Source organism: Achromobacter sp. 1011791174 (genome assembly GCF_059760925.1).
The window spans coordinates 1-26,504 of sequence record NZ_JCBANH010000004.1; the positions used below are offsets into that span (position 1 = coordinate 1).

Annotated in this window: 23 protein-coding genes and 3 tRNA genes; 11 read left to right on the forward strand and 15 right to left on the reverse strand. The window is 66.9% G+C overall.

Annotation, left to right across the window (positions count from 1 at the left end):
* The 5 genes from AC6LJ5_RS02260 to scpB all read right to left on the reverse strand — a co-directional run.
* Nucleotides 1-1,172: translation initiation factor IF-2 associated domain-containing protein (locus AC6LJ5_RS02260; RefSeq protein WP_498139744.1), on the reverse strand; the 1,172-nt coding region annotated here is incomplete at its 3' end.
* A 94-nt stretch (nucleotides 1,173-1,266) separates the two neighbouring features.
* Nucleotides 1,267-2,745, reverse strand: a complete 1,479-nt coding sequence (gene nusA / locus AC6LJ5_RS02265; protein ID WP_212318337.1) for a transcription termination factor NusA — start codon at nucleotides 2,743-2,745, stop codon at nucleotides 1,267-1,269.
* The gene (gene rimP / locus AC6LJ5_RS02270; protein ID WP_103273396.1) at nucleotides 2,742-3,239 is read right to left on the reverse strand and encodes a ribosome maturation factor RimP; all 498 of its coding nucleotides are present in this window, start codon (nucleotides 3,237-3,239) and stop codon (nucleotides 2,742-2,744) included. Before rimP ends, nusA begins: the two co-directional genes overlap by 4 nt.
* 459 nt (nucleotides 3,240-3,698) lie before the next feature.
* Nucleotides 3,699-5,453, reverse strand: coding sequence for a 23S rRNA pseudouridine(2605) synthase RluB (gene rluB / locus AC6LJ5_RS02275; RefSeq protein ID WP_498139745.1), 1,755 nt, complete (start codon nucleotides 5,451-5,453; stop codon nucleotides 3,699-3,701).
* 35 nt (nucleotides 5,454-5,488) lie between these two features.
* Nucleotides 5,489-6,724, reverse strand: a complete 1,236-nt coding sequence (gene scpB / locus AC6LJ5_RS02280; RefSeq protein WP_498139746.1) for an SMC-Scp complex subunit ScpB — start codon at nucleotides 6,722-6,724, stop codon at nucleotides 5,489-5,491.
* Between the two features lie 62 nt (nucleotides 6,725-6,786).
* Here scpB and AC6LJ5_RS02285 point away from each other — a divergent pair.
* Nucleotides 6,787-6,863: transfer RNA gene (locus AC6LJ5_RS02285), tRNA-Met, on the forward strand.
* Nucleotides 6,864-7,509: 646 nt separating this feature from the next.
* On the opposite strand, the gene AC6LJ5_RS02290 is transcribed toward AC6LJ5_RS02285, so the two are convergent.
* From AC6LJ5_RS02290 to AC6LJ5_RS02305, 4 genes are all read right to left on the reverse strand, one after another.
* Nucleotides 7,510-8,418, reverse strand: coding sequence for a LysR family transcriptional regulator (locus AC6LJ5_RS02290; RefSeq protein WP_103273393.1), 909 nt, complete (start codon nucleotides 8,416-8,418; stop codon nucleotides 7,510-7,512).
* 103 nt (nucleotides 8,419-8,521) lie between these two features.
* A complete protein-coding gene (locus tag AC6LJ5_RS02295; RefSeq protein ID WP_498139747.1) occupies nucleotides 8,522-9,517 on the reverse strand; it encodes a CobW family GTP-binding protein in 996 nt (331 codons plus the stop codon).
* A gap of 45 nt (nucleotides 9,518-9,562) precedes the next feature.
* A complete protein-coding gene (gene zigA, locus AC6LJ5_RS02300) occupies nucleotides 9,563-10,810 on the reverse strand; it encodes a zinc metallochaperone GTPase ZigA (protein WP_498139748.1) in 1,248 nt (415 codons plus the stop codon).
* A gap of 364 nt (nucleotides 10,811-11,174) precedes the next feature.
* Nucleotides 11,175-11,250, reverse strand: a tRNA-Asn gene (locus AC6LJ5_RS02305).
* A 223-nt stretch (nucleotides 11,251-11,473) separates the two neighbouring features.
* Here AC6LJ5_RS02305 and AC6LJ5_RS02310 point away from each other — a divergent pair.
* The 4 genes from AC6LJ5_RS02310 (at nucleotide 11,474) to AC6LJ5_RS02325 (ending at nucleotide 15,310) form a co-directional block, all read left to right on the forward strand.
* Nucleotides 11,474-11,549, forward strand: a tRNA-Thr gene (locus AC6LJ5_RS02310).
* Nucleotides 11,550-11,771: 222 nt separating this feature from the next.
* Nucleotides 11,772-12,431 carry a response regulator gene (locus AC6LJ5_RS02315; protein ID WP_103273391.1) on the forward strand — a complete coding sequence of 220 codons (660 nt, stop codon included), beginning with the start codon at nucleotides 11,772-11,774 and terminating at the stop codon, nucleotides 12,429-12,431.
* The gene (locus tag AC6LJ5_RS02320; protein WP_498139749.1) at nucleotides 12,428-13,759 is read left to right on the forward strand and encodes an ATP-binding protein; all 1,332 of its coding nucleotides are present in this window, start codon (nucleotides 12,428-12,430) and stop codon (nucleotides 13,757-13,759) included. The genes AC6LJ5_RS02315 and AC6LJ5_RS02320 overlap by 4 nt, the downstream gene beginning before the upstream one ends.
* Nucleotides 13,760-13,867: 108 nt before the next feature.
* The gene (locus tag AC6LJ5_RS02325) at nucleotides 13,868-15,310 is read left to right on the forward strand and encodes a DegQ family serine endoprotease (RefSeq protein WP_392412816.1); all 1,443 of its coding nucleotides are present in this window, start codon (nucleotides 13,868-13,870) and stop codon (nucleotides 15,308-15,310) included.
* Nucleotides 15,311-15,321: 11 nt separating this feature from the next.
* On the opposite strand, the gene maiA is transcribed toward AC6LJ5_RS02325, so the two are convergent.
* The 3 genes from maiA to AC6LJ5_RS02340 are packed head-to-tail and all read right to left on the reverse strand — an operon-like array spanning nucleotide 15,322 to nucleotide 17,473.
* Nucleotides 15,322-15,966 (reverse strand): maleylacetoacetate isomerase, encoded by a 645-nt coding sequence (gene maiA / locus AC6LJ5_RS02330; RefSeq protein ID WP_498139750.1) that lies wholly within the window; start codon nucleotides 15,964-15,966, stop codon nucleotides 15,322-15,324.
* A gap of 56 nt (nucleotides 15,967-16,022) precedes the next feature.
* Nucleotides 16,023-16,997, reverse strand: coding sequence for a 4-hydroxy-3-methylbut-2-enyl diphosphate reductase (gene ispH, locus AC6LJ5_RS02335; protein ID WP_212320282.1), 975 nt, complete (start codon nucleotides 16,995-16,997; stop codon nucleotides 16,023-16,025).
* Complete coding sequence (locus AC6LJ5_RS02340; RefSeq protein WP_498139751.1) at nucleotides 16,997-17,473, reverse strand: FKBP-type peptidyl-prolyl cis-trans isomerase; 477 nt, start codon at nucleotides 17,471-17,473, stop codon at nucleotides 16,997-16,999. Before AC6LJ5_RS02340 ends, ispH begins: the two co-directional genes overlap by 1 nt.
* A 51-nt stretch (nucleotides 17,474-17,524) precedes the next feature.
* Between AC6LJ5_RS02340 and radC the strand changes: the two genes are divergently transcribed.
* The 6 genes from radC (at nucleotide 17,525) to AC6LJ5_RS02370 (ending at nucleotide 23,686) form a co-directional block, all read left to right on the forward strand.
* The gene (gene radC / locus AC6LJ5_RS02345) at nucleotides 17,525-18,202 is read left to right on the forward strand and encodes a RadC family protein (protein ID WP_392412821.1); all 678 of its coding nucleotides are present in this window, start codon (nucleotides 17,525-17,527) and stop codon (nucleotides 18,200-18,202) included.
* A 108-nt stretch (nucleotides 18,203-18,310) separates the two neighbouring features.
* Complete coding sequence (kynB, locus tag AC6LJ5_RS02350; RefSeq protein WP_103273384.1) at nucleotides 18,311-18,940, forward strand: arylformamidase; 630 nt, start codon at nucleotides 18,311-18,313, stop codon at nucleotides 18,938-18,940.
* Between the two features lie 148 nt (nucleotides 18,941-19,088).
* A complete protein-coding gene (gene kynA, locus AC6LJ5_RS02355) occupies nucleotides 19,089-19,937 on the forward strand; it encodes a tryptophan 2,3-dioxygenase (protein ID WP_212320291.1) in 849 nt (282 codons plus the stop codon).
* 212 nt (nucleotides 19,938-20,149) lie between these two features.
* The gene (locus tag AC6LJ5_RS02360; RefSeq protein WP_103273382.1) at nucleotides 20,150-20,416 is read left to right on the forward strand and encodes a type B 50S ribosomal protein L31; all 267 of its coding nucleotides are present in this window, start codon (nucleotides 20,150-20,152) and stop codon (nucleotides 20,414-20,416) included.
* 127 nt (nucleotides 20,417-20,543) lie between these two features.
* Nucleotides 20,544-22,274, forward strand: a complete 1,731-nt coding sequence (locus AC6LJ5_RS02365) for an ArnT family glycosyltransferase (RefSeq protein WP_392412823.1) — start codon at nucleotides 20,544-20,546, stop codon at nucleotides 22,272-22,274.
* Entirely contained in the window at nucleotides 22,271-23,686 is a 1,416-nt protein-coding gene (locus AC6LJ5_RS02370) for an MATE family efflux transporter (RefSeq protein WP_498139752.1), read from the forward strand. The genes AC6LJ5_RS02365 and AC6LJ5_RS02370 overlap by 4 nt, the downstream gene beginning before the upstream one ends.
* Before the next feature lie 112 nt (nucleotides 23,687-23,798).
* Here the strand turns inward: AC6LJ5_RS02370 and paaK are convergent, their stop codons facing one another.
* The 3 genes from paaK to AC6LJ5_RS02385 all read right to left on the reverse strand — a co-directional run bounded on the left by paaK (nucleotide 23,799) and on the right by AC6LJ5_RS02385 (nucleotide 26,430).
* A complete protein-coding gene (paaK, locus tag AC6LJ5_RS02375) occupies nucleotides 23,799-25,112 on the reverse strand; it encodes a phenylacetate--CoA ligase PaaK (protein WP_103273379.1) in 1,314 nt (437 codons plus the stop codon).
* A 131-nt stretch (nucleotides 25,113-25,243) separates the two neighbouring features.
* On the reverse strand, nucleotides 25,244-25,714 hold the full coding sequence (paaI, locus tag AC6LJ5_RS02380; protein WP_392412828.1) for a hydroxyphenylacetyl-CoA thioesterase PaaI: 471 nt from the start codon (nucleotides 25,712-25,714) through the stop codon (nucleotides 25,244-25,246).
* A complete protein-coding gene (locus AC6LJ5_RS02385; protein WP_498139753.1) occupies nucleotides 25,714-26,430 on the reverse strand; it encodes an enoyl-CoA hydratase-related protein in 717 nt (238 codons plus the stop codon). The genes paaI and AC6LJ5_RS02385 overlap by 1 nt, the downstream gene beginning before the upstream one ends.
* Nucleotides 26,431-26,504 lie beyond the last annotated feature (74 nt).

Below are 26,504 nucleotides of genomic sequence, written 5' to 3' on the forward strand. Positions count from 1 at the left end.
GGCTTGTCGGCCGGCTTCTTGCGGGAGGCGTCGTCGGACCAGGTCGAGGAGACTTCGGCCGTCTTGATGGTCTTCTTCGAACCGGGAGCGCCCGGCTTGGCGTCCTTCTTGGCGGCGCCAGCGGGCGCGGCGGCGGTCTTGCCGGCCGGCTTGTGCAGCGTGCCCGACAGAGGCGCGGCAGGCGCTTCCGGCTCGGGAGCGCGCAGCACCTTGCGCGGACGGTTCAGCATCTCGCGCAGCGCGGCGGCTTCGGCCTCGGCGGCACGGCGCGCTTCGTCGCGGGCGGCGTTGGACGCCACCGGCGGCATGGCGCGACGCGTGTCGGCGGGACGGGCGGCCTTGGGCGCGGCGGCGGGTTCAGCCTTCGCGGGCGCCTTGGCGGGTTCGGACTTGGCGGCGGGCTGCTGGGCCTGCGCGGCAGGCGCGGCGGCCTGCGAGGAAGAGGATTCTGACTTGGTAGCTAGCACAACGGGTTCCGGCTTGGCTTCTTCAGCCTTGGGCTCGGCGGGTTCAGTCTTGACTTCGGGCTTGGCCTCTTGGGCCACGGGCTCGGCAGGAGCGGGTGCCGGCGTCGATTCGGACTCGGGCTGCGCCTGGACTTCAGGGGCCTGTTCCTTGACGGGGGCGGGCGCTTCGGCCGCGACGGATTCAACGGGCGCAGCCGCTTGCGCCGGCTCGGACGCTTCGACTACGACGGGCTTGGCCTCGGGCGCCGGCTCGGCGGGAGCCTGCGCCTGCACGGGCGCGGCTTCGCGGATCGGCTCCTGGGGAGCGGCGGGCGCGGCCGTTGCCGGCACGCTCGCTTCTTCTGCGGCAGCGGCGGCGGCTTCTTCTTCCGCTCGCACGGCGGCGGCGTGCTCTTGCGCCAGTTCGGACGGATCGCGCTTGACGAAGACGCGTTTCTTGCGCACTTCGACCTGGATGGTGCGCGAGCGACCGGTGGCGTCCGCCTGACGGATCTCGGAGGTCTGGCGCCGCGTCAGGGTGATCTTCTTGCCTTCGGTCGCGCCGTGGGCCCGACGCAGCGAGTCGAGCAATTTCGCCTTGTCGCTGTCGGTGACGGAATCGTCAACCGATTTGAGGTCAACGCCAGCCGAACGCAACTGCTCCAGCAGCACGTTGGCAGGCATTTTCAGCTCGGTAGCGAACTGGGCGACGGTGTTACTCGACATTAGGCTCTCTCTTCCCTATATGCAGCTATGACAAACAACGTGAACTCGCGGCGGATGAAAGCGCTCCGTCCGCCGCGGACGCGTGTCCTTATGGTTATTCCTCGTCGAACCAATGGGCACGGGCACGCATGATCAGATCGCTGGCTTCCTGCTCGGTCAGACCGGCGATTTCCGCCAGCTCGTCCGTCGCCAGTTCGGCCAGATCGTCACGCGTATGCACCTGACGCTCGGCCAGCTTGGCAGCCAGCTCGGGCGTCACGCCTTCGAGTTCCAACAGGTCCTGCGCGGTCTCAAGACGCTCTTCCTGGGCGATCGCCTCGGTCAGCAGCGCATTGCGGGCGCGGGCACGCAACTCATTGATGGTGTCTTCGTCGAACGCCTCGATTTCCAGCAGTTCCTGCATGGGAACGTAGGCGATTTCCTCGATACCGGTAAAGCCTTCGTCGATCAGGATGTCAGCGACCTCCTCGTCGACGTCCAGCTTGTTCATGAACGTGGCGCGCAGCGCGGACCGCTCGACTTCCTGGCGGTTCAGGCTTTCTTCCGGCGTCATGATGTTGATCTGCCAGCCGGTCAGCTCGGACGCCAGGCGCACGTTCTGGCCCTTGGCGCCGATGGCCTTGGGCAGGTTTTCCTCGTCCACCACCACGTCCATCGCGTGCTTGTCCTCGTCGACGACGATGGACTCGACGTTGGCCGGGGCCAGCGCGCCGATCACGAACTGCGCCGGGTCTTCGGACCACAGCACGATATCGACCTGTTCGCCGCCCAGCTCGTTGCGGACCGCGGTCACGCGCGAACCGCGCATGCCCACGCAGGTGCCGATGGGATCGATGCGCTTATCGTAAGCCACCACGGCGATCTTCGCACGCACGCCGGGATCACGGGCGGCGGCCTTGATTTCGAGCAGGCCCTGCTCGATCTCGGGCACTTCGTTTTCGAACAGCTGGCGGATGAATTCCGGCGAGGTGCGCGACAGGATGACCTGCTGGCCACGGGCGGCGTGGTCCACTCGCAGCACATAGGCGCGCACGCGGTCGGCCACGCGCAGGTTTTCCTTCGGGATCATTTCCGAGCGCGGCAGGCGGGCTTCGATCTTGCCGGTCTCGACGATGACGTCGCCCTTGTCCATGCGCTTGATGGTGCCGGACACGATGGTCTCGCCACGATCCAGGAAGTCGTTCAGGACCTGCTCGCGCTCGGCGTCGCGGATCTTCTGCAGGATCGCCTGCTTGGCGGCCTGGGCGCCGATGCGGCCGAACTCGACAGGCTCGAGGGCCTCTTCGATGTATTCGCCAGCCTGGATGCCAGGCACCATTTCCTGGGCGTCCGACAGCATTTCCTGCTTGTCGGGCTCTTGCAGGCCCGCTTCGTCGGGCACGACCAGCCACCGGCGGAACCCTTCGTGGCTGCCGGTTTCCCTATCGATGGAGACGCGGATTTCGGCGTCGTCCTTGAAACGCTTTTTCATGGCCGAGGCCAGCGCACTTTCGAGTGCTCCGAATACCACGTCGCGCGTGACGTTCTTTTCGCGCGCCAAGGCATCGACCAACAGAAGAATTTCGCGACTCATCGCTTTTTGCCCTTGAAATCCAGAACGGGGTCCAGTTTTGCGCGCTCGACATCGTCGAGCGAGAAGTTCAACACCTGCACTTCGTTCTTCTTTGCCTCAAATTCGAGACCGAACACGGTCTTTTGCGCCTGGCCGGCTTGCGGCTCGGCGTCATCCTCGGGCACGACCAGCGTGCCGGAGAAGACCTTGCGTCCATCCATGGCCTCGCGCAGCTTGATCTCGATGCGCTCGCCCGCGAAACGGCGGAACTCGGCCTCGGTGCGCAGCGGACGATCCACGCCCGGCGAACCGACTTCGAGCCGCTTGTAGTCGACGTTCTCGACTTCGTACACCCGCGACAGCTGGCGAGACACCTGCTCACAGTCTTCGATGCGCACGCCGCCGATCCGATCGATCGTCACGCGCAAAAGGCCCAGGGCGGCACGCTCGACGTCGACGAGTTCGACGTCCATGCCGGCCAGAGCCTCTTCGGTCAATGCGAATAAATCAGCCATATACTCAAAAAAAATGGGCTGCACGCCCAGCCCATCGTATTGCGCAATGCCCGGCCGCTGCCCTACTTCACGTAAGGAGCAATGCCAGGCAGCGCCCAAATTGCGACCTAAAAATGCGGCAATCGGCCCCGGCCGATTTGCCCTGCCTCGCCCGCGCACGCCCCAAAAAGGCACCGCTGGCAAAAGCGCCGCTTTGCGCCTCGCCCTTCAAGCCTGCCTGATGCTTGCATTTCTGCTGGCATCACTTGCGGGCATCCCCTGTATAGGGCAACCCGCAGGGCTGGCGAAGGCACGCAAAGACGCGAAAGCCATGAAAACCATTGATTTTACCAGATAAACCGGAAAAATACCTGATACCTCACGGGCTTACGATTAAGCGGGACGAATCAGCCGGCAAGCCCCGCCAGCAGCCGCTCCGCCAAGAGGGTGGAACGACCTCAAGCAAGCGCCGGCCAGGACTCAGCGCCCCTGACGACCCCGGCCGCCACCCAGCACGCCCAAGCGCGACTCGTGCGCGCTGGCGCCGCGCGGCTGCCAATCATCGCCTCGCGGCGCGGAACCGCGCGACGAACGCGACTTGTTGCCGCCCTGCCCCGCGCTCTTGCCAGCCTGACCGCCCGCGCCCTTGCCCGCGGCGCGCGACCCTTCGGCCTTGTTGCCGCCGCGACCGGCCCCGGCCGCCTTGGCGCCACCACGACTGCCGCGCGCACCCGCCGGCTTGCCGGTCGCCTTGGCGCCGCCGGCTCGCCGCCCGGCGCCCGGAGCGCCGGCGGCCGCACCGCCCTCCGCCGGCGAGTAGGCCGCTTGCGCACCCTGCTCGGCGGATGCAGCCGCGCGATTGCCGCGCGGCTTGCCGCCGGATTTGCCGCCAGCGGGCTTGCCGCCCTTGCGGTTGCCGTCAACGCTCCCACCGCCCGCCAACGGATGACCGTTGGCGTACCCGCCCGCGATCATCAGGCCGGTGCCGAACGGATCGGAGGGACAAGCGGCGGCCTGGCCGGCGCTGCCCTGGCGGCCGCCTTGCAACTTGCCGCGACGGCCGATGCGCGCGCCGTTCATGCCGTTGCGGTCCATGGTGCCAAAACCCGGAGGCAAGGCACTGTCATGCGATTGCGGCTGCTTGGAGCGGCGGCGGTTGCCGCCGCTGGAATCGTCGTCTTCGCGCAACAGACCCAGCTGGACCATCAGCGCCGTGACCAGCGAGGCATCCAGTTCGTCCCAGCGGCCGCGGCGCAGCGTGCGCGGCAGCACGATGTCGCCGAAACGGGTGCGAATCAGCCGGCTGACGGTGACGCCCACGGCCTCGAACATGCGGCGGACCTCGCGGTTGCGCCCTTCCTGCAGCGTGACGCGATACCAGCGATTGCTGCCGTCGCCGCCCAGGTAGTCCAGCGCGCCGAACGCGGCCAGGCCATCTTCCAGCTCGATGCCCTCGACCAGGGAGCGGCGCTGCGCTTCGTCCATCTCGCCCAGCACGCGCACGGCGTACTCGCGCTCGGTGCCGTAGCGCGGGTGCATGATGCGGTTGGCCATGTCGCCCGAGGTCGTGAAGATCAGCAGGCCCTCGGTGTTCAGGTCCAGGCGCCCCACCGACAGCCACTTGCCGGTGCGCAGCTTGGGCAGGCGCGCGAACACGCTGGCGCGACCGCCCGGATCATCGTGACTGACGATCTCGCCGGCCGGCTTGTGATACAGGATCACGCGCGGCGGCTTCTTGGTATTGGTGCGCATGATCGGCTTGCCGTTCACGCGCACCTGGTCATTCGGGGCAACACGCTGGCCGATGTGGGCGGGCTCGCCATTGACCGACACGCGGCCGGCCACGATCAGCTCTTCCATCTCGCGGCGCGAGCCGATGCCGGCGTCCGCCAGCACCTTGTGCAGCTTCGGCATGACCGCTTCGCTGTTCAGGTACTTGCCCAGTCGCTGCTCCATGCGGTCGGCGGTGTCCAGATAGGACAGCGCCTGTTCGGCTTCCTGCTCGCCGCCACGGGAATCCTGCGACTCGACCGGGGCGGACGGAGCAGCGGCCTGACCTTCCGCGGCCGACGCCTGTTCGGCGGCGGCATCGCCGCGACGGCGGCGGAACGGCGTGCGCAACTTGCGGCCGCGGCCACGGGCGGCATCGCCTTCGGCAGCCGGCTCGCGAGCGGCGGAGGCTTCCGGCTGCGCGCCGGAAATGGCGTCATCCGGACGGGGATTGTCGTCCTGCATTGCTGTATTCGTTGTCACTGGGACAGCTCCGAATTTCAAACTTGGGAGGGCCTGCCGGCGGCAGGCTCATCATCATCAGGAGGCACGGGCTCTCGGCCCGCATCGGTTTGTTCCGCGGCGTCGCCATCGGGCGAGCCGTCGGATGCGGCATCCAGCAAGGGCCGGGCGGCGGGCCCATGGCCAACCTCCGACTCAGGCCCGGCAGCGCCTTGCGGCGCAACACCGTCCGCGTCATTCAGGTCATTCGATTTCGCCGATTCCGCATGTCCGGCGGCATGATCCGCCGCGATCTCGTCGGCGGACTCCACGTCGGTATTGGAAATATCATTGCCGACCGCAGCGCCGAGGGTATCGGCATGCGCATCGGGCTCAGGACCGGCGCCGGATGTCTCGTCAGCGGAGGCGGCGGCATGGCCAGCGCCCGGAAGTTCGGGCTCGCCGGACAGACCGTCCGCCGGCGATCCTGCAGCCAGCTGGTCCGCAAGACCAGCGTCGCCATCATCGCGCGAAAGCGAGGATTCTACGCTATCGCCCGCCGCCACGGAAACCGGCAACGACGGAACAGACAATTCCGCTTGCGGAATACTGTCGCCGGCGTCACCGCCCGCGACGTCGAGTTCCGCCTGGACGCCCGCCCCATCCTGCGGCGCATCGCCCTCTGCTGCAGCGGCAGCCTCGCCTTCGGCCGGCGCCTCGCCCAGCGGCTGCGCATCGCCCAGGTCCAGCCCGGCCAGGGCCGCGGCAGCCTGCGCCGATTCCAGCGGAGGCAGCTCATCCAGCGCGCGTAGTCCCAGGTCATCCAGAAACTGGCGGGTCGTGCCGAACAGCGCGGGCCGCCCTGGCGCGTCGCGATGGCCGATCACTTCGATCCAGCCACGATCCTCGAGCGCCTTGACGATCTGGGACGACACGGTGACGCCGCGTATGTCCTCGATATCACCGCGCGTCACCGGCTGGCGCCAGGCAACGATCGCCAGCGTTTCCATGACGGCGCGCGAGTACTTCGGCGGCTTCTCGGGACTCAGCCGCTCCAGGTAGCGCTGCATTTCAGGACGGCTCTGAAAGCGCCAGCCCGTGGCCAGCTGCACCAGCTCCAGGCCGCCATCGGCCCAATTGGCCTGCAAGGTTTCCAACAGCCCGCGCAAGGCGGCGTTGTCGAATTCCTCATCGTTGCCGAACAGCTTGCGCATGTCGGCCAGTTGCATCGGCTGCACGGCGCACAGAAGTGCGGTTTCCAGGACGCGTATTGCCTCGCTATCGTTCATCGACATTCATATTCAAAGTGGACCAACTTGCGTTGGATGGAAAATAAGGCTAATATTCTTTTCTCAGACGCGGGGTGGAGCAGTCTGGCAGCTCGTCGGGCTCATAACCCGAAGGTCGTAGGTTCAAATCCTGCCCCCGCAACCAAATTGATCAAGGCCTGGCATCTGCCGGGCCTTTTTCATTTGCGCTCGCGATACCGAGATCAGACGGACGTAGGCACGGATGCAGACACGGATGCAGACACACACCCCCGCGACAGCCACGGCGGAACGCTCCGCCAGATCGGCGATTCCGCGAATGACTGCGTAGGTTTGCGACATACTCAAGAGACGTTCCTGTTTGGCGCCCGGCCACCCTGCTGACGACGGATATGCCGGATATCCGCACACTCGGGCTGGAGCAATGCGTGTGCGCAGCCCTGCTGCGGCAAACGCTTAATCAAATTCCGGAAAAGCGGGCATATAAAGCCCACGCAGCCTGCGGACACTCCGGCAATCCGGAGCCATACGCCGCGGCGATCGATAATCAAGGACCCGATACGTCAGGCATCGGACGGCTGGCGAAATCCTGCGCCGAAAACCGGACTCCCGATGCGCTCCCTCCGCACGGACGGCATTCCGTTCCGCGCCGCTACGGCCACCCATCTGGCCGCACCCGTGATTTTTGGACGTTTTCTAAGACTATATCCTAGCGAACATTGGCCCTGCCGCAAATCGTGATCCGGAATCGTGTTCCACCACGCCGCGCAAGGCGCTCAGGCGGGCAAATTATACCGCCATATACCTGGCCCTCAAGCGCCGGCCGGCTTGTCCCAAGGCGCCGGTCCCAGTCGTTCCACCAGGAAATCCAGCATGGACCGCAGCACCAGCGGCATCTGCCGGCGCGACACATAGACGCCGTAGATGCCCAATTCCTGCGGCCTGGCCTGGGGCAGAATGACCCGCAACTGGCCGGACGCAATGTATTCGGCTGCGTAGTAGGTCGGCAGCATCGCGATCCCCGCCCCCTCCAGCGCGGCGCGCAACAGAACCGATACCTCGTTGGCGCTGATATTCCCATCGACCGGCACATCAACAGGCTCGCCGTCGCGCTCGAAGCGCCAGAGGCTCTTGCCGAAGTAGGAATGCGTCAGGCAGTTGCGCAGGGACAGGTCTTCGATCCGGGCCGGCTCCCCTTCCCGCTCAAGATAATCCGGAGAGGCGCACACCACCGAGCGACAGACGGCCAGCTTGCGGGCGATGAGATTGGGATCCAGGTCATTGGTGATGCGCACTGCCAGATCCACCCGCTCCTCGACCAGATTGACGGCGCGCTCGACCAGCATCAGATCCACCGACGTGCCCGGATGCAGCTTAACGTAATCCGCCACGATGCCCGCCAGATGACGCGAGCCGAACGACATGCTGGTCGTGATCCGCAACAGCCCCTTGGGCGTATCGTCGGGCGTGGACACGGCGCTGCGCAGATCCCCCACCATGTCCAGCATCTGCCGGCAACGCGGCAGCGTTTCGGCGCCGGCGGGCGTCAGGCTGAGCCGGCGGGTCGTGCGGTGCAACAGCCGCACGCCAACCCACTGCTCCATTTCGGCGAGATACCGCGACACCATGGCCCTGGACATGTCCAAATGCACGGCCGCCGCCGACAAGCTCCCTCTGTCGGCGACCTCGACAAACACCTGCATGGCTTTCAAGCGATCCATGATTGTCTCGAATCGTGCATAAGACGGTTCCGTTTATACCGTATTTCCATGCATTTTCCGTACATGCGATACGGCAAAGGGTGCGATTCGCGCACCGACCGTCTCATGCGGGCAACTGGCCGAGGGCGCGCCGCAGGCAGGCCTGCACCTCGGCCGCGTCCGGTCCGCGCAGGATGCACACCAGGCGGGACGCCCGTTCGTCCGACGGCCACTGCGGCAGCGTCCGCAAGGGATACAGCTCGCCATGCACGCCGTGCACCTCGCAAGGCAGCGTCTCGCCTTCGAAACAGACCAGGCCCTTCAGGCGCAACAGGCCTTGCCCATACCGCTCCTGGACCAGCGAGATGCCCGCCAGGAAGGCCGCGCGACCAATGGGTGCATCCAGTGTCAGGCTGAAGCTGGACACCATGCCATGCCTGCCCGCCACCGGCTGCGCGAACGCCCGCAACCAGTTCGACAGCTCCGCCCGCCGCGTCGCGGCATCCGGCCAGCCCGCCAGCGCCTCGACCAGTGGCGAGTCCTGGCGCTGCACGCAGCGCCTTGCACCCGGATTGATGGCCTCGACCTGCCGTTGCAGGGCCTGCAACGAGGCATCCTCTGCCAGGTCGGCCTTGCTGAACACGACGGTGTCCGCCAGGGCCAGCTGACGGGCTGCCTCGGGCTGGTCGGCCAACTGCCCCGCGCCATGCTGCGCATCCACGACCACGATGGCGCCGCGATAGGCATAGCGCTCGGCCAGGAAGCGATCGTGCTTCAGCGTGAACAACACGGGCGCCGGGTCGGCCAGGCCGCTGGTCTCGATGAGCACGCGGCGAAATGGCTTGATCTGCCGGCGCAATGCCAGCATGAACAAGTCCCGCAACGCATCGACCACCGCGCCGCTGACCGCGCAGCACAGGCAGCCGCCTTCGACCAGCATGATGTTGTCCTGGGCCAGGCGCACCAGGTGGTGGTCCACGCCCACGTCGCCATACTCGTTGATGATCACCACCGCGTCCGAATAGGTCGGTTCCTGCAGCAGGCGGTTGAGCAGCGTCGTCTTGCCGCTGCCCAGAAAACCGGACAGCACGGTCACGCCGATGCGTTTTTCTTCGTCCATGAACCTCGATTCCACCCGCGGCATCCGCCGCCTTCACGCCCCAACTCAATCGCCGGACGCCTGCGCCGGCCCCCAGACGGGAAACGGATCCGGCAAGGCGCGCAATTCTTCCACAGGCAGGGCCAGTTCGTCCTGCGTCATCAGGCAGGCATGCAAACCTGCCCGCAAGGCGCTTTCGTCCATGCCGATGCCGATCAGCACCAGCTCCTGGCACCTGTCGCCATAGACCGGATCCCAATCCGCCACGATCTGCGCGCGCGCCTCTGCGTCCTGCGGCCATCGCTCGCGCGGCAGCGCCGCCCACCAGTAGCCCGCCGCGCCGTGCCGCGAGACCGGCCCGGCCTGCGACCATGATGCGGCAAACGCGGGACGCGTCGCAAGCCAGAAATAGCCCTTGGAGCGCATCACGCCCGGCCACTCCTGGCGCATCCAGTCCCACAGGCGCTGCGGATGGAAGGGTCGCCGCGCGCGAAAGACGAAACTGCCGATGCCGTACTGCTCGCTCTCGGGCACATGCTCGCCGCGCAACGCCTTGAGCCAGCCCGGCGCCTGCGCGGCCGCCTCGAAATCGAAGCGCCCCGTGTCCAGCACCTTGGCCAGCGGGACGCTGCCGAACTCGCAGCGCACGATATCCGCCCTTGGATTGAGCTTGCGCAGCATCGCCTCCAGCCGGCCCAGCTCCTGCCCGGAAAGCAGGTCGATCTTGTTCAGCACCATCACATCGCAGAACTCGACCTGTTCGATCAACAAGTCCACGACCGTGCGCTCATCTTCCTCGCCCAGCGTCTCGCCGCGCGCGGCCAGGCGGTCCTCGCTGGCGTAGTCGCGCAGGAAGTTGAAGGCATCGACCACCGTCACCATGGTGTCCAGCCGCGCCATGTCCGACAAGCTGGCGCCGTCCTCGTCGCGGAACGTGAAAGTCTCGGCCACCGGCAGCGGCTCCGAGATGCCGGTGGACTCGATCAACAGATAGTCAAAGCGCCGCTCGGCGGCCAGCCGCCCGATCTCCAGGAGCAAGTCCTCGCGCAGCGTGCAGCAGATACAGCCGTTGCTCATCTCGACCAGTCGCTCCTCCGAACGCGACAGGGACGCCCCGCCGTCGCGGACCAGTCTCGCATCGATATTGACTTCCGACATGTCGTTCACGATGACCGCCACCCGCAGCCCGTCGCGGTTGTTCAGCACATGGTTGAGCAAGGTGGTCTTACCCGCCCCCAGGAAACCGGACAACACCGTCACCGGCAGGCGCCGGCCCCGCGCCAGCCCCTCATCTTCCATTCTCATCGTCGCCATCACACGCCCCTCATCCAAAAATGAAATGTTATTACATAACTAAATTTGGAGGTAGAAAGGACTCATGACGAGCCAAACAACACCCGCGCGCTCCGCACGAATGGCGCAAGCAGGGAGCGGCGCGAAATTCGTCCCGGGCCTCGCCGGACCAGCGCGGCAGAGTTGAACAGGAAGGATGGGAAGACGACCGCTTGCGCGCGCTCGCAGCCGCGAAAGCCACTCAGAAGCACCCGGGTGTGGCCGCCCGCGTACAAAGCGCCAAGCCAACGACGGCGCGGTTGCAAAGCAACCAAGGGGCATACGAAATCGGGCGCCCGGAAAGCCAAAAGGGCCACTCACTTGCGTGAGTGGCCCCAAAATTCTTTGGCTCCCCGAGCTGGGCTCGAACCAGCGACCTGCGGATTAACAGTCCGTCGCTCTACCGACTGAGCTATCGGGGAACTGCTAAGAAACGAGATTATGAACGAAAATTTTGAAGTATGCAAACGCCGGTTTTTTTGCCAGAAAACGCGTCTCTTGTTTCCCATTGCAAAAAAACTCTGATATGATTTCGGTCTTTCCAGATCAGGCCCTAAAAATCCCGATCCTGGGAAGAACAAAAGAGCAAGTAGATTTTTTTGCCCGCCACGGGAGTCATTCCAAGGCATCAGGGCAAATGGTCTTGCCGGCATAGCTCAGTTGGTAGAGCAGCGCATTCGTAATGCGAAGGTCGTAGGTTCGACTCCTATTGCCGGCACCAGAATTCCAGGAAAAAGCAGCCGCCAGGCTGCTTTTTTCGTTTGCGGGTCCGACACCGCCGCCAGGGCGCGCTCACCCGCGCCGCCACCCGCCCAAGGGTTGCCACCGCAGCGCCGCCCTCCCTTTCTCAAACGCCGCAACAATGCAGCCAGCGCGCTGCGGGGAACTCGGACACGATCCCCCGCATCCAATCTGCTGGACTCCTTTCCGCCACACACCGCCCATGCGCATCCTGCTCGTCGAAGACGACACCATGATCGGCGAAAGCGTGCTCGACTGCCTGCGCGCCGAACACTACGCGGCCGACTGGGTCAAGGACGGCAACGCCGCCGACCTGGCCCTGCGCACCGGCCCCTATGACCTTATCCTGCTGGACCTCGGCCTGCCCCGACGCGACGGCCTGACGCTGCTGCGCGAACTGCGCGCCCGCAAGGACCGCACGCCGGTCCTGATCGCCACCGCCCGCGACGCCGTCAGCGACCGCATCGCGGGACTGGACGCGGGCGCGGACGACTACATCGTCAAACCCTATGACGTGGACGAGCTGCTGGCCCGCATGCGCGCGCTGATCCGGCGCAGCGCCGGACGCGCCGAGCCCGTCTATGAGCACGAAGGCGTGAGCATCGACCCGCAATCGCGCGAAGTCACGGTCAACGGCGCGCCCGTCACGCTGACCGCGCGCGAATGGGCCGTGCTGGAACCGCTGATCGCCCGCCCGGGCATGATCTATTCGCGCGCCCAGCTCGAGGAAAAGCTCTACAGCTGGAAGGACAGCGTCAGCAGCAACGCCGTCGAGGTATATATTCATGGCCTGCGCAAGAAGCTGGGTCAGGACCTGATCCAGAACGTCAGGGGCGTCGGCTATGTCATACCCAAAACATGAGCATTCCGCTTAGCTATTCCTTGCGGGCCAGGCTGCTGTTCTTCCTGCTTGCCGCCATCGTGGTCGGCGCGCTGGTTCAGGGCACGATCGCCTACCGCAGCACCTTGCAGCAGGCCGACGACATCTTCGATTCGCTGCTGCAGCGGACCGCGCTGTCGCTGGGCACCGGCGACGGCCTGCTCAGCACCGGACCGACGCATGCGCGCGGCGCCGGCACGCCCTTCGCCGACGATCTCATCATCCAGATCTGGACGCCGGACGGACTGCGCGTCTTCAACTCCCGTTCGCGGCAGCCGCTGCCGGACCAGATCGTGCTGGGCTTCTCCGACGCCAAGGTCGAAGGCAGCACCTACCGCGTCTATTCGCTGGCCACGCCATTCCAGGTGATCCAGGTGGCGCAGGACATGGGCGTGCGCACCCACATGGCGCGCTCCCTGGCGCTGCGCACCATCGCGCCGATAGCCGCGGCCGCGCCGCTGCTGATGCTGGTCATCTGGTGCGTGGTCAGCTGGTCGCTGCGGCCCGTGAAACGGGCGCGGGCGCAGGTGGCTGCGCGCCAGCCCGAAGACCTGTCGCCCGTCAGCACCGAGGGCGTGCCGGACGAGATCCGCCCGCTGCTGCAGGAACTGAACCTGCTGCTGGAGCGCATGCGCGGCGCCTTCGCGCTGCAAAAGCAATTCGTCGGCGATGCCGCGCACGAGCTGCGCTCGCCGCTGGCGGCGCTGCGCCTGCAATCGCAAGCCTTGCAACGCGCGGGCGATCCCGAGTCCCGCCGCGTGGCCGAGCAACGCCTGACGGCCGGGATCGATCGCGCCACCCGACTGATCGAACAGCTGCTGTCGCTGGCCCGGCATGAAGGCGCGGCCGAGCGCCCGGCGCCGGACCGCGTCGACCTGGACGACGTCGTCCGGCAGGCCGTGTCCGAAACGCTGCCGGACGCCAACGCGAAATCCATCTCGCTCGCCATGCATGCACCCGCGCCGGTACAGGTGCGTGGCCATCGCGACGATCTCGTGCTGCTGGTCCGCAACCTGCTAGACAACGCGATCAAGTATTCGCCGCCCGGTTCGCGCATCGACCTCGGCCTGACCGCGCCGGACGGCCGCGCCTCGCTCACGGTCGACGACCAGGGCCCCGGCATCGCGCCCGCAGAGCGCGCGCGCGTCTTCGACCGCTTCTACCGCGCCGAGGGCAACAGCCAGCACGGCAGCGGCCTGGGCCTGGCGATCGCCCGCTCGATCGCCGAAGGCCACCATGCCTCGATCGTCCTGGAAGACACGCCCAGCGGGCAGGGCTTGCGCGCGCGGGTGGATTTTCCCGCCGCCTGACCCCTCTCGCGCCACGGCGTCCGGCCCTGCCCCGCCAGTCTTAAGATTCCCCTAAGCATCAAGCCCGAACATGGCTCCATGTCCTTCAACATGAACGCAGGAGCCGACATGAAGACCACGCTACTGAAACCCTCTCGCCTGGCGCTGGCGCTGCTGGCCGCGGGCACGATCGGCGGCGCGGGCGCCGCCGCCACGCTGGGTGCGATGACGCCGGCCGTCGCCGCGCCGGCGCCCGCCGCGTCCGCCCCCATCGCGCCATCCAGCCCGCCGAATTTCGCGCAGATCACCCGCGACTATGGCCCCGCCGTGGTCAACATCAGCGTCAGCGGCACGCGCAAAGTCTCGGCCATGGACGACGACGACCCCTTCGCCCAGTTCTTCGGCCAGATCCCCGGCGCGCGCGGCCGCATGCCGGCGCGCGAGGTGCCGATGCGCGGCGAGGGCTCGGGCTTCATCATCAGCAGCGACGGCCTGATCCTGACCAATGCCCACGTCGTGCAGGACGCCAAGGAAGTCACGGTCAAGCTGACAGACCGCCGCGAATACCAGGCCAAGGTGCTGGGCGCCGACCCGCAGACCGATGTGGCCGTGCTCAAGATCGAGGCGAAGAACCTGCCGGTGGTGAAGACCGGCGATGTCAACCAGTTGCAGGTCGGCGAATGGGTGCTGGCCATCGGCTCGCCCTACGGGCTGGAAAACACGGCGACCGCCGGCATCGTCAGCGCCAAGGGCCGCTCGCTGCCGGACGACACCTCGGTGCCGTTCATCCAGACCGACGTGGCCGTCAACCCCGGCAACTCGGGCGGACCGCTGTTCAATGATCGCGGCGAAGTGGTGGGCATCAATTCGCAGATCTACAGCCGCACGGGCGGCTTCCAGGGCCTGTCCTTCTCCATCCCGATCGACGTGGCCTACAAGATCAAGGACCAGATCCTCGAACACGGCAAGGTCCAGCACGCGCGGCTGGGCGTGACGGTGCAGGAAGTGAATCAGGACCTGGCCAATTCATTCAAGCTGGAAACGCCGACGGGCGCGCTGGTCGCCAGCGTCGAAAAGGGCAGCGCCGCCGAACGCGCCGGCCTGCAGCCGGGCGATGTCGTGCGGCAGATCAACGGCAAGACCATCGTGTCGTCCGGCGACCTGGCGTCGATGATCACGCTGGCCTCGCCCGGCGACAAGCTCAAGCTGGATGTCTGGCGCAATGGCTCGCCCAAGGAACTGAGCGCCACGCTGGGCGGCGTGCCGAAGGACAAGGCGACCGCGTCGTCCGACACCCGGGAAGTCCAGCGCGGACAGCTGGGCCTGGCGTTGCGCCCGCTCAGTCCGCAGGAGCAGCGCCAGTCCGGCGCCGAGGGCCTGCTCATCGAGCAGTCCGCCGGCCCTGCCGCCAAGGCCGGCATACAGCCGGGCGACGTGCTGTTGTCGCTGAACGGCGTGCCTGTGCGCGACATCGAGCAGGTCAAGGCGGAACTCGCCAAGGCCGGCAAGACGGTCGCGCTGCTGGTGCAGCGCGGCGACGACAAGATCTTCGTGCCGGTGCGGATCGGCTGATCCGCGCGCGCTTACTCCGCGTCGGGCTGCTTGCCCGGCGCGGCGGCATCGAAGGCCGGCAGCTCGCGGCAGGCCTCGTCGATGCGCACGACCGTGGGCATGGCGGACAGATCGCACTCCAGGCGACGCGCGTTGGCCACCTGCGGCACCAGGCAGATATCGGCGATGGTGGGCGCGTCGCCGTGGCAATAGCGGCCGGTGGCGGACGAGGCCGTCAATTGCGCCTCGAAGGCCTGCAGCCCCTGGTGCACCCAATGGCGGTACCAGGCGTTCTTGGCGTCTTCGTCCACGCCCAGGGTGTGCTTCAGGTACTTCAGCACGCGCAGATTGTTCAGCGGATGCGTGTCGCAGGCGATGCCCAGCGCCAAGTCCCGCACCCGCGCGCGGCCGATGGCATCGGCCGGCAGCAGCGGCATCTGCGGATGGGTTTCTTCCAGGTATTCGATGATGGCCAGCGACTGGCCGATGACCGCATCGCCGTCGATCAGCGTGGGCACCAGCGCCGTGGGATTGAGCTTGCGGTAGTCGGCCGACAACTGCTGGCCGCCATCCTTGAGCAGGTGCACCGGCACGTACTCATAGGACAGCCCCTTCAGGTTGAGCGCGATGCGCACGCGATAGGCCGCCGAACTGCGGAAGTAGCTGTACAACTGCATGTCTTCTCCTTGATTTCGCGCCGCGCGGGGCCTGCCCGGGCCCCGCCGCCGGCTTCTTATTCGAGCGGTTCCACCCGCGCCTTGCGCGACAGCCCCTTGGGCAGCGGGAAGGCCACGTTTTCCTCCAGGCCCGGCATGGTGCGGACCGATACCGCGCCCAACTCCTTGACGCGTTCGATCACCTGCTGCACCAGGATTTCCGGCGCGGACGCGCCGGCCGTGACGCCGATGCGCTGGCGGCCGGCCAACCATTCCGGCTGGATCGAGTGCGCGCCGTCGATCAGATACGAGGCCACGCCCTTGCGCTCGGCCACTTCGCGCAGACGGTTGGAGTTCGAGCTGTTCGGGCTGCCGACCACCAGCACCAGATCGCAATCCGGCGCCAGGATCTTGACCGCGTCCTGGCGGTTCTGCGTGGCGTAGCAGATGTCGCTCTTCTTTGGTTCGACGATATTGGGAAAGCGCGCCTTGAGCGCCTGCGACACGGCGGCCGCGTCATCCACCGACAGCGTGGTCTGCGTGACATAGGCCAGGTTGTCGGGATCGGCCACCTGCAAGCCGGCCACGTCCTCGACGGTCTCGACCAGGTACATGCCGCCCTGCGCCTGTCCCAGCGTGCCCTCGACTTCCGGATGGCCCTTGTGGCCGATCATGATGATCTCGCGGCCGGCGGCGCGCATGCGGGAGACCTCGATATGCACCTTGGTCACCAGCGGGCAGGTGGCGTCGAACACCTGCAGGCCACGGGCGTCGGCTTCGGCGCGCACGGCCTGTGACACGCCGTGGGCCGAGAACACCACGATGGCGCCCGCGGGGGCGTCCTCGAGCTCGTCGATGAACACCGCGCCCTTGGCGCGCAGGTCTTCCACCACATAGCGGTTGTGGACGATCTCATGGCGCACGTAGATCGGCGCGCCATGCAGTTCCAGCGCGCGCTCGACGATGTCGATGGCGCGATCCACCCCGGCACAGAAGCCGCGCGGCTGCGCCAGCACGACCTCGGCGCCGGCGGCGGTAACGGGCTCGCTCATCACAGCACTCCCAACAGCGCCACGTCCACGCGCAGGCGCACGCCCGCGAGCGGATGGTTGAAATCGAACAGGGCGGACTCGTCGTTGATTTCCTTGAGCACGCCCGAATAGCGCCCGCCTTTCGGCGCGGCGAACTCGACCAGATCACCCGGCTCGAAGGCCGCGTCGGCGCCGGCGTGCTCAGCCAGCATCTTGCGGGTGACGCGCTGGATCAGCTCGGGATTGCGGTCGCCATAGGCGTCGACCGGCTCCAGCTCGAAGCCGAAGCGCTCGCCTTCGGCGCGACCGACCAGCGCGGCCTCCATGCCCGGGGCCCACTGGCCGCTCCCCATCTGCAGCGTCGCCGGACGACCGTCGAAGGTGTCGGTGAAGACCGAATCCTTGCCCGGCCCGGAAGCCAGCGTGATCCGATAGTGCAGCGTCAGGTAGGAATCCGGACGGACAAAAACGTTCACTTCATTAGAGGCGATGCTCAAGATCTGCCACCGTATAGAAACATTGACCAAACCCTGATTTTAGAGCCTCTTATGAATTTGTCTGTCCGCCTGCCCGAACACGGGCGTCCCCGGGAACGGCTGCTGCGTCACGGGGCTGCCGCCCTGAGCGATGCCGAACTGCTGGCCATCGCCCTGCGCACGGGCCTGCCGGGCCTGGATGTGCTGAACCTGGGCAACCAGCTGCTCGACCGTTTTTCCGGCCTGCGCGGGCTATTGGGGGCCACACCGGAGGAACTGCTGGCCGTGCCCGGCCTGGGCGCGGCGAAAGCCTGCATGCTGGCCGCCGTCCTGGAGCTGGCGCGGCGGGCCATCGAGGAAGATCTCACCCGCGACACCGCCCTGGACCACCCCCGGCGCGTCAAGCAGTACTGCAAGACCACGCTGGGCCACCGGCGGATCGAGCATTGCGTCGGCCTCTACCTGGACAGCCAGCTGCGCCTGATCGCCAGCGGTGAACTCGCGCGCGGCACCCTGTCGCAGGCCTCGGTCTATCCGCGCGAAGTCGTGCGCGAAGCGCTGCGCCACCATGCCGCCGCCGTGATCATCGCGCACAACCACCCCTCGGGCCTGGCCGAGCCCAGCGCCGCCGACCAGGCCTTCACCCGGCACCTGAAGCAGGCGCTGGCGCTGGTCGACGTGCGGCTGCTCGACCACCTGATCGTGGCGGGCAACAGCGTGGTGTCCATGGCCGAATGCGGCGCGCTCTGACGCCTGCTCGCGGCCAGGGCTGCGCGGCGCGCCGGAATCCGTTAGACTCGCGTCCGCAAATGCTTTAGGCTTGAGCTAAATCCCGGCACACCCTCGTTGCGCGCCCTCATGAAACGCCTGTGGGATATCTCCCCGCCCGTCTCCGCGACCTCGCCCGTCTTTCCGGGCGACACGGCCTATACCCAGAAATGGAAATGGTCGCTTGAGCCCGGCTGTCCGGTCAATGTCAGCGAGATCACCATGTCGCCGCATATCGGCGCGCATGCGGACGCTCCACTGCACTACGCCAACGGCGCACAGGCCATCGGCGCCGTCGCGCTGGAGCCGTTCCTGGGCCCCTGCCGGGTGATCCACGCCATCGATTGCGGCCCGCTGATCCAGATCGAGCACATCGCCCACGCCGTCGGCGGCCTGCCGCCACGCGTGCTGGTTCGCACCGCCAAGCATGCGGCGCAGGACTGGTGGACCGACGACTTCTCCGCCTACGCTCCCCAAACCATTGAATGGCTGGCCGAACGCGGCGTCATGCTGATCGGGCTGGATACGCCCAGCATCGACCCCGCGTCCAGCAAGACCCTGGACAGCCATCACACCATCCTGCGGCACGACATCCGGGTACTGGAGAACCTGGTGCTCGACGACGTGCCGGAGGGCGATTACGAGTTGATCGCATTGCCGTTGGCTCTGGTCCAGGCCGATGCCAGCCCGGTGCGCGCCGTCTTGCGCGAACTGGGCTGATCCGCCAGCTTTTTCTATGAAGCAAGACCATGGGAAACCTACTCCATCCGCGCGCGGCGTCCGGCCGCGCCCGCCGGCGCGCCCCTGACTGGCGCAGCCTGCCCGCATCCGCCCGGCGCGCCGCGCCGCCCTGCCAGGGAGGCCACGCATGAGCGCCCCCCAACGCCCCGAAGACATCGTCCACCAGGAAAAGGCGCAGCTCGATTTCGCGCGCGACATGACCTACGGCGATTACCTGCACCTGGACGAACTGCTGGGCGCGCAGCACCCGCTGTCGCCCGAACACAATGAAATGCTGTTCATCGTGCAGCACCAGACCAGCGAGCTCTGGATGAAGCTGATGCTGCACGAGCTGCGCGCCGCCGTGGGCTGTGTCGCGTCCGACCAGCTGCAGCCGGCCTTCAAGATGCTGGCCCGCGTCAGCAAGATCATGGAGCAGCTGGTCCACGCCTGGGACGTACTGGCCACCATGACGCCGCCCGAGTATTCCGCGCTGCGCCCGTACCTGGCGCGTTCCAGCGGCTTCCAGAGCTACCAGTACCGCCAGATCGAGTTCCTGCTGGGCAACAAGAACGCGGCCATGCTCAAGCCCCACGCGCACCGCGAGGACCTGCTGGCCCAGGTGCGCCAGGCTTACGAGACGCCCTCGCTGTACGACGAGTCGCTGCGCCTGCTGGCCCGTCGCGGGCTGGACGTGCCGGCCGAATTGTTGCAGCGCGACTGGACCCAGCCCTACCAGGCCTCGGCCGGCGTCGAACAGGCCTGGCTGACGGTCTATCGGGATACGGACCGCTACTGGGACCTGTACCAGCTGGGCGAAAAGCTGACAGACCTGGAAGACGCGTTCCGCCTGTGGCGTTTCCGCCACGTCACGACGGTCGAACGGGTCATCGGTTTCAAGCGCGGCACCGGCGGCACGTCGGGCGTGGACTACCTGCGCAAGATGCTGGAAGTGGTGCTGTTCCCCGAGATCTGGAAGCTGCGCACGGACCTCTGAGCGGAGATCTGCCCGCCTTGAATCCGTCCCCTTAATAGGGCGCCAGACCGCGCCCGCGCCGCTTTCGAGCTGGCGCGGGCCGGAAATCACATGCTAGAATGCGGGGTTACTTTTCGGATACGTGGCTGAAAGTGCGCCTGGCAGTCATTGCGGCGCTTCGGCTGGCGACCCTAACTCTTGAAAGCGGCTCACGCGAGCCCTAGGAAAGCACCATGAAAGAAGGCATTCACCCCGACTACCGCGAAGTCGTTTTCGCCGACCTGCAAACGGGCAGCAAGTTCATCACCCGTTCGACGGTGCAAACCCGCGAAACGATCGAGCTGGACGGCAAGACCTACCCGCTCTTCAAGTGCGACGTGACGTCCGAATCGCACCCGTTCTACACGGGCGCCCAGACCCGCATCGTCGAAACCGGCCGCGTGGAAAAGTTCCGCGCCCGCTTCGCGCGCACCGCAGGCACGGTCAAGTCCGCTTCCTGATTCTGTCGCTCCCGTCCCGGGAGCCACAGCGAAAAAGGCAGCCTTCGGGCTGCTTTTTTTTCTCCCGCCCGGCTCGGCCGCCATTGAAAGGCTGGCGCTTGCCCGCCACTCGGTTACAGTAACGCCCGTGTCCCCACTTTCGATTTCCACCCCGGCCCGGCTGACGTCCGTGGCCACCGCAAAACTGCCAAGGCTGGTATTGCTCGGCCTGGCGCTGGCCTATATCGTGGCCGGCCTGTTCATGCGCGACCCCTGGAAAACGGACGACGCGGTTGGCCTGGCCACCATGATCACCGCCATACGCGAAGGCGGCATCACCTGGCTGCTGCCGCAGGTCGGGCATCTGGCCCACGCCGAGGAAGGCCCGCTGATCACCTGGGTCGGCGCGATCTCGATCTGGATCTTCGGTCCGTTCATCGGTGACATCACCGCAGGCCGCCTGCCCAACCTGCTCTGGTTCGGCATCACCGCGTCCAGCGTCTGGTACGGCACCTATCTGCTGGGCCGCCGTTCGGAGGCGCAGCCGCTGGCCCTGCCCTTTGGCGGCGAACCGTCGCCGCGCGACTACGGCCGCATGCTCGCCGACGCCGCCCTGCTGCTGCTGCTGGCCACCGTCGGCATCCTGCAGCGCACGCACGAAACCACCGTCATCCCCGCCATCATGGCCTGCCAGGCGCTGGCGTTCTATTCACTGGCGCGCAGCATCGACCGCCCGCTGACCGGCGCGACCACGCTGGCCATCGCGCTGGCGGCCAGCTTCCTCACGCGCGGCTGGATCGGCGCCATTCCGATCATGGCTGGCGCGCTGCTGACCTTCTATCCGCGCAGCCAATTGTGGCGCCGCAAGCGCTGGCTGCCCTGGATCGTCCTGTTGACCGCGGCGCTGATCCTGGCGTGGTGGATCCCCGCCACGCAGGGCAGCGAATACTGGATCCGCAACTGGAAGATCTGGAACCTGTCCTCCTTCGCCGGCCCCGACCTGCCCGACATGGGCCGCACGCTGCGCGACCTGCCCTGGTATCTGTGGCCCGCCTGGCCGCTCGCCCTGCTGGCTGTCTGGCGCTGGCGCGCGTGGATCTACGCGCCGCATATCTGGGTGCCGCTGATGCTGTTGATCAGCTCGGCCCTGCTGCTGTTCGGACTGGCCGAGCCGTCCGATTCGGAATACGCGCTGCTGGCCGTGCCTTGCGCCGTGCTGGCCGCGTTCTCGCTGCCGACCCTGCGACGCGGCGTGGTGAACACGCTGGACTGGTTCGCCGTCATGTGCTTTTCACTGACGGTGGCCACGGCCTGGCTGGGCTGGGTCGCGGTGAACTTCCAATGGCCCGCCCAGATGTCGCGCAACATCGGCCGCCACACCACCGGCTATGAGCCGTCGATTTCGTGGGTCGCCTTCGGGTTGGCGCTGCTGGTCACGATCGGCTGGGTGGCGCTGGTGGTCTGGCGCCTGCGCGTCAAGCCACAGGCGCTGTGGCGCGGCACGGTGCTGTCCGCCGGCGGCCTGACCGCCACCTGGATCCTGCTGGTGCTCCTGTGGCAGCCCGCCGTCGACTACGCGCGCAGCTACCGCATCATGTCCGGCCAGCTGGCCCAGGCGCTGGAGCAGAACCTGCGTCCCGGCGAATGCGTGCGCGGACTGAGCCTGGGCAGCGGCCAGCGCGCCTCGTTCCTGATCTTCAACAATCTGACGTTCACGTTCGATTCCAAGTGCACGGTGGTGCTGCAACAGACCACCAACCAGAGCCTGCGCGACAACACCGCGGCCTACAGCGACGGCGCCGAGGTGCTGTGGCAAGGCGGCCGCCGCGCCGACCGCCACGAAGTGTTCCGCCTGCTGCGCGTCACGCCCAACCGATGACGCCCGCTCATCAGGGCCCCCCGGGCTTTGGCGCCACGCTGCGTGGCATCGCCCGGCAGGCCTGGCCCGTGCTGGTCAGCCAATGGGCCGGCATCTCGTTCGGCGTGCTGGACACCGCCATGACCGGCCACGCCAGCCCCACCGACCTGGCGGCGATGGCGCTGTCGGCCTCGATCTACATCACCATCTTCGTCGGCCTGATGGGCGTGGTGCACGCGCTGATTCCCATCCTGGCCCAGCACTTCGGCGCCGGCAACAACGCCGAGGTCGGCCGCAGCTGGGGCCAGGGCGTCTGGCTGGCGCTGGGCCTGTCCGTCGTGGGCGCGATCCTGATGCTGTTCCCCGACGTCTGGCTGTCCATGTCGGGCGACGTCGCGCCCGACGTGCGCGAGCGCATCGCCTCCTATCTGCGCGCCCTGGTGCTGGCGATGCCCGCGGCGCTGGTGTTCCGCACCATCTACGCGCTGGGCACCGCGGTGTCGCGCCCCAAGCTGGTGATGGCGATCAACCTGGCCGCCATCGGCGTCAAGGCCCTGCTCAATTGGGTATTCATCTACGGCAAGCTGGGCCTGCCTGCCCTGGGCGCGACCGGCGCCGGCATGGCCACCGCCGTGGTTTCCTGGATCAGCCTCGGCCTGGGCCTGTGGGTCATCACGCACGACCGCTACTACCGCCGCTTCCAGCTGCGCGTGGGCAAGCCGGACTGGAAGTCGCTGAAGGAACTGCTGCGGCTGGGCATCCCGATGGGCGGCTCCTATCTGGTGGAGGTCTCGGCCTTCACCTTCATGGCGCTACTGGTGGCCCGCGAAGGCACGCTGGTGACCGGCGGACACCAGATCATGTCCAACCTGGCCGCGCTGTGCTACATGATGCCGATGGCGCTGGGCGTGGCCACGGCGGCGCTGACGGCACAGGCCATCGGCGCCGGCAAGCTGGACCAGGCGCATCGCATCGGCATGGCCGGTCTCACGCTCGGCCTGATGGGCGCGCTGCTCACCGCCGCGGTGCTGCTCATCGGCCGCCCGCTGATCCTGGCCGCCTACACCGACAAGGCCGAAGTGGCCGCGGTGGCCGCCACGCTGCTGGCCGTGCTGCCGCTGTTCCACCTGTTCGATTCCATGCAGTGCATCAACTCCTACCTGCTGCGCGCCTACAAGATCGCCGTGGTGCCGCTGCTGCTGCAGACCGTGGCGCTGGCCGGCGTCGGCCTGGTGGGCGGCTGGTGGTTCGGCTTCGGCCCCGGCAAGGGCGGACTGGACTGGCTGCGCCTGATCCTCGCGCCCGGATCGCCCCAGGGCGCCGGCACGATGTGGTTGATGGCGATGGCCGGACTGGCGCTGTCGGCCGCGCTGCTGCATTACTGGTATCGCCGCATCGTGCGCCAGGCCGCCCTTGAGGCCGGCCGCGCCTGATACGCGCATCCTCCCGTCCGAAAAAAAGAGCAGCCCAGGGGCTGCTCTTTTCCTTGCCCAACCAGAAAGCGCCGGCCGGACCGACCCGGATACACGCCAGGCCTGATGCGCCCTACTTCGGACGCTTGTCGATCACGCGGCGCGCCTTGCCGGTCAACGTGCGCTCGACATGGCCCGCGTCCGACACCTGGATGCGCGCGCTGACGCCGATGTGCGTCTTGACCGCGTGCTGCAGCTGCTTGCCCAGCGCCGCGCGGTCCGCGTCGGACAGCGTCGAGAACTCGGCGCGCACCTCGGTCAGGATTTCCAGCTCGTCCATATTGCCGGTACGCGACAGCACCAGCTGGTAGTGCGGCGCCAGCTGGGCGATCTTCAGCACCAGTTCCTCGACCTGCGTCGGGAACATGTTCACGCCGCGCACGATCAGCATGTCGTCGCTGCGGCCGGTGATCTTGCCGATGCGGCGCATGCTGCGCGCGGTGGGCGGCAACAGGCGGGTCAGGTCGCGCGTGCGGTAGCGCACGATGGGCATGGCTTCCTTGGTCAGCGAGGTGAACACCAGTTCGCCCGGTTCGCCGTCGGCCACGGGCTCGCCGGTGTCGGGGTTGATGATCTCGGCGTAGAAGTGGTCTTCCCAGACGACCGGACCGTCCTTGGTCTCGACGCATTCGCTGGCCACGCCCGGCCCCATCACTTCCGACAGGCCGTAGATGTCCACCGCGTCGATGCCGGCCTCGGCCTCGATGTCGGCGCGCATCTGGCCGGTCCAGGGCTCGGCGCCGAAGATGCCGATGCGCAGCGAACTTTGACGCGGATCAATCCCCTGGCGACGCTGCTCCTCCAGAATATTGCAGAAGTAGGACGGCGTGACCATGATGATGTCCGGACGGAAATCATTGATCAGCTGGACCTGCTTTTCGGTCTGTCCGCCGGACATGGGAATGACGGTGCAGCCCAGGCGCTCGGCGCCGTAGTGCGCGCCCAGCCCGCCCGTGAACAGGCCGTAGCCATAGGCCACGTGCACGGTGTCGCCCGGCTTGCCGCCGGCGGCGCGGATCGAGCGCGCCACCAGATTGGCCCAGTTATCCAGGTCGCCCTTGGTGTAGCCCACCACGGTCGGCTTGCCAGTGGTGCCGCTGGATGCGTGGATGCGCGAGATACGCTCGCGCGGCACGGCGAACATGCCGAACGGATAGTTCTCGCGCAGTTCCTTCTTCGTGGTGAAGGGAAACTTGGAAATATCGGACAGCTGCTTCAGGTCGTCCGGATGCACGCCGGCCTCGTCGAAGGCCTTCTTGTAGTGCGGCACGTTGTCGTAGGCGTGCTTGAGCGTCCACTTCAGGCGCTCGAGCTGCAAGGCGCGCAGTTCGTCGATGCTGGCATGCTCGATGGGGTCCAGCCCCGGCTTGCTCATGGTGTTGGACATGGTATCTCTCTCCTGGAATGCTCTCTTGGCGGCTGCGGACGGCACCGCGGGCGCCATGCGCGCCCGCTTCCGGCCCCGCCGGCGTCTCGTGATCGATGATCTGATCGGTGATCGGTTAAAGGAAATCTCGCTCAGGCGTCGGCAGGCACTCCGACGATCTGGCCTTTGATCCGATAGGACCGGCCACGGAAAATGGCCACGTTGCGGCCGTCCTGGTTGGTGACGGTCACGTCGTAGACGCCGGTGCGACCGGCCAGCGAGCGTTCCTGGGCCACCGCCGTCAGCAGGTCGCCCTCGAAACCGGGCGCCAGGAAATCGATGGTGCAGCCCGACGCCACCGTGCTGACGTTGCGCGAATTGCAGGAAAACGCGAATGCGCTGTCGGCCAGGGCGAAGATGAAGCCGCCATGGCAGGTCTTGTGGCCGTTGAGCATGTCGGGCCGCACGCGCATGGTCAGGCGCGCGTAGCCGGGCGCCATTTCCTCGACCTTCATGTCCAGGCCCTGCGAGGCCGCGTCGCCGGCGTACATCACGGCGCCGACGGCCTGCGCCAGTTCCTGGGGATCGGACGGCACATCAAGCTGGGGAACGTGCGTGCTCATCATTGCCCCTTGAACTGCGGTTCGCGCTTGTCCAGGAACGCGGCCACGCCCTCGGCGTAATCGGCGCTGCGGCCCAGCTCGCGCATCATGTCGCGCTCCAGGTCCAGCTGCGTCGCCAGGTCGTTGGCCAGGCTGGCCTGCAGGGCGCGCTTGGTGAACGCCAGGCCCTTGGTCGGCGCCTTGGCGAAATGCTGCGCCAGCCGCTCCAGCGTGGCGTCGAACTCGGCATCGGCCACGCATTGCCAGATCAGGCCCCAGTCCTGCGCCTGCTTCGCGCTGAGCTTGTCGCCCAGCAACGCCAGGCCGGCCGCGCGCGCGCGTCCGACCAGGCGCGGCAACACGAAGGTGCCGCCGGTGTCGGGAATCAGGCCAAGCTTGCAGAAGGACTGGATGAAGCTGGCCGATTCCTTGGCGATGACGATATCGCCAGCAAACGCCAGATTGGCGCCCGCCCCCGCCGCCACGCCATTCACCCCCACCACCACGGGCATGGGCAGCGCGTTGATGCGGCGAACCAGCGGACCGTAGTACTTGTCGACGGTCTCGCCCAGATCCGGCGGCGTGCCATCGGCCGCGGCTTCGTTCTCCACCCGCGTCATCGCATCGGCCACTTCGCCGTGCATGTTGGCGGTGAAGCTGTTCAGCTTGTCCGGGCGATTCAGCGTCAGGCGCGCAATGCCGCCAGACAGATCGAATTGAATATCTTGATAGCTCATGTCATTGATCCATTGCAGCACCACTAACCGGTCGCCCCCCATCGGGGCCGCACGGATCCGGCTCCGCCGGTCCG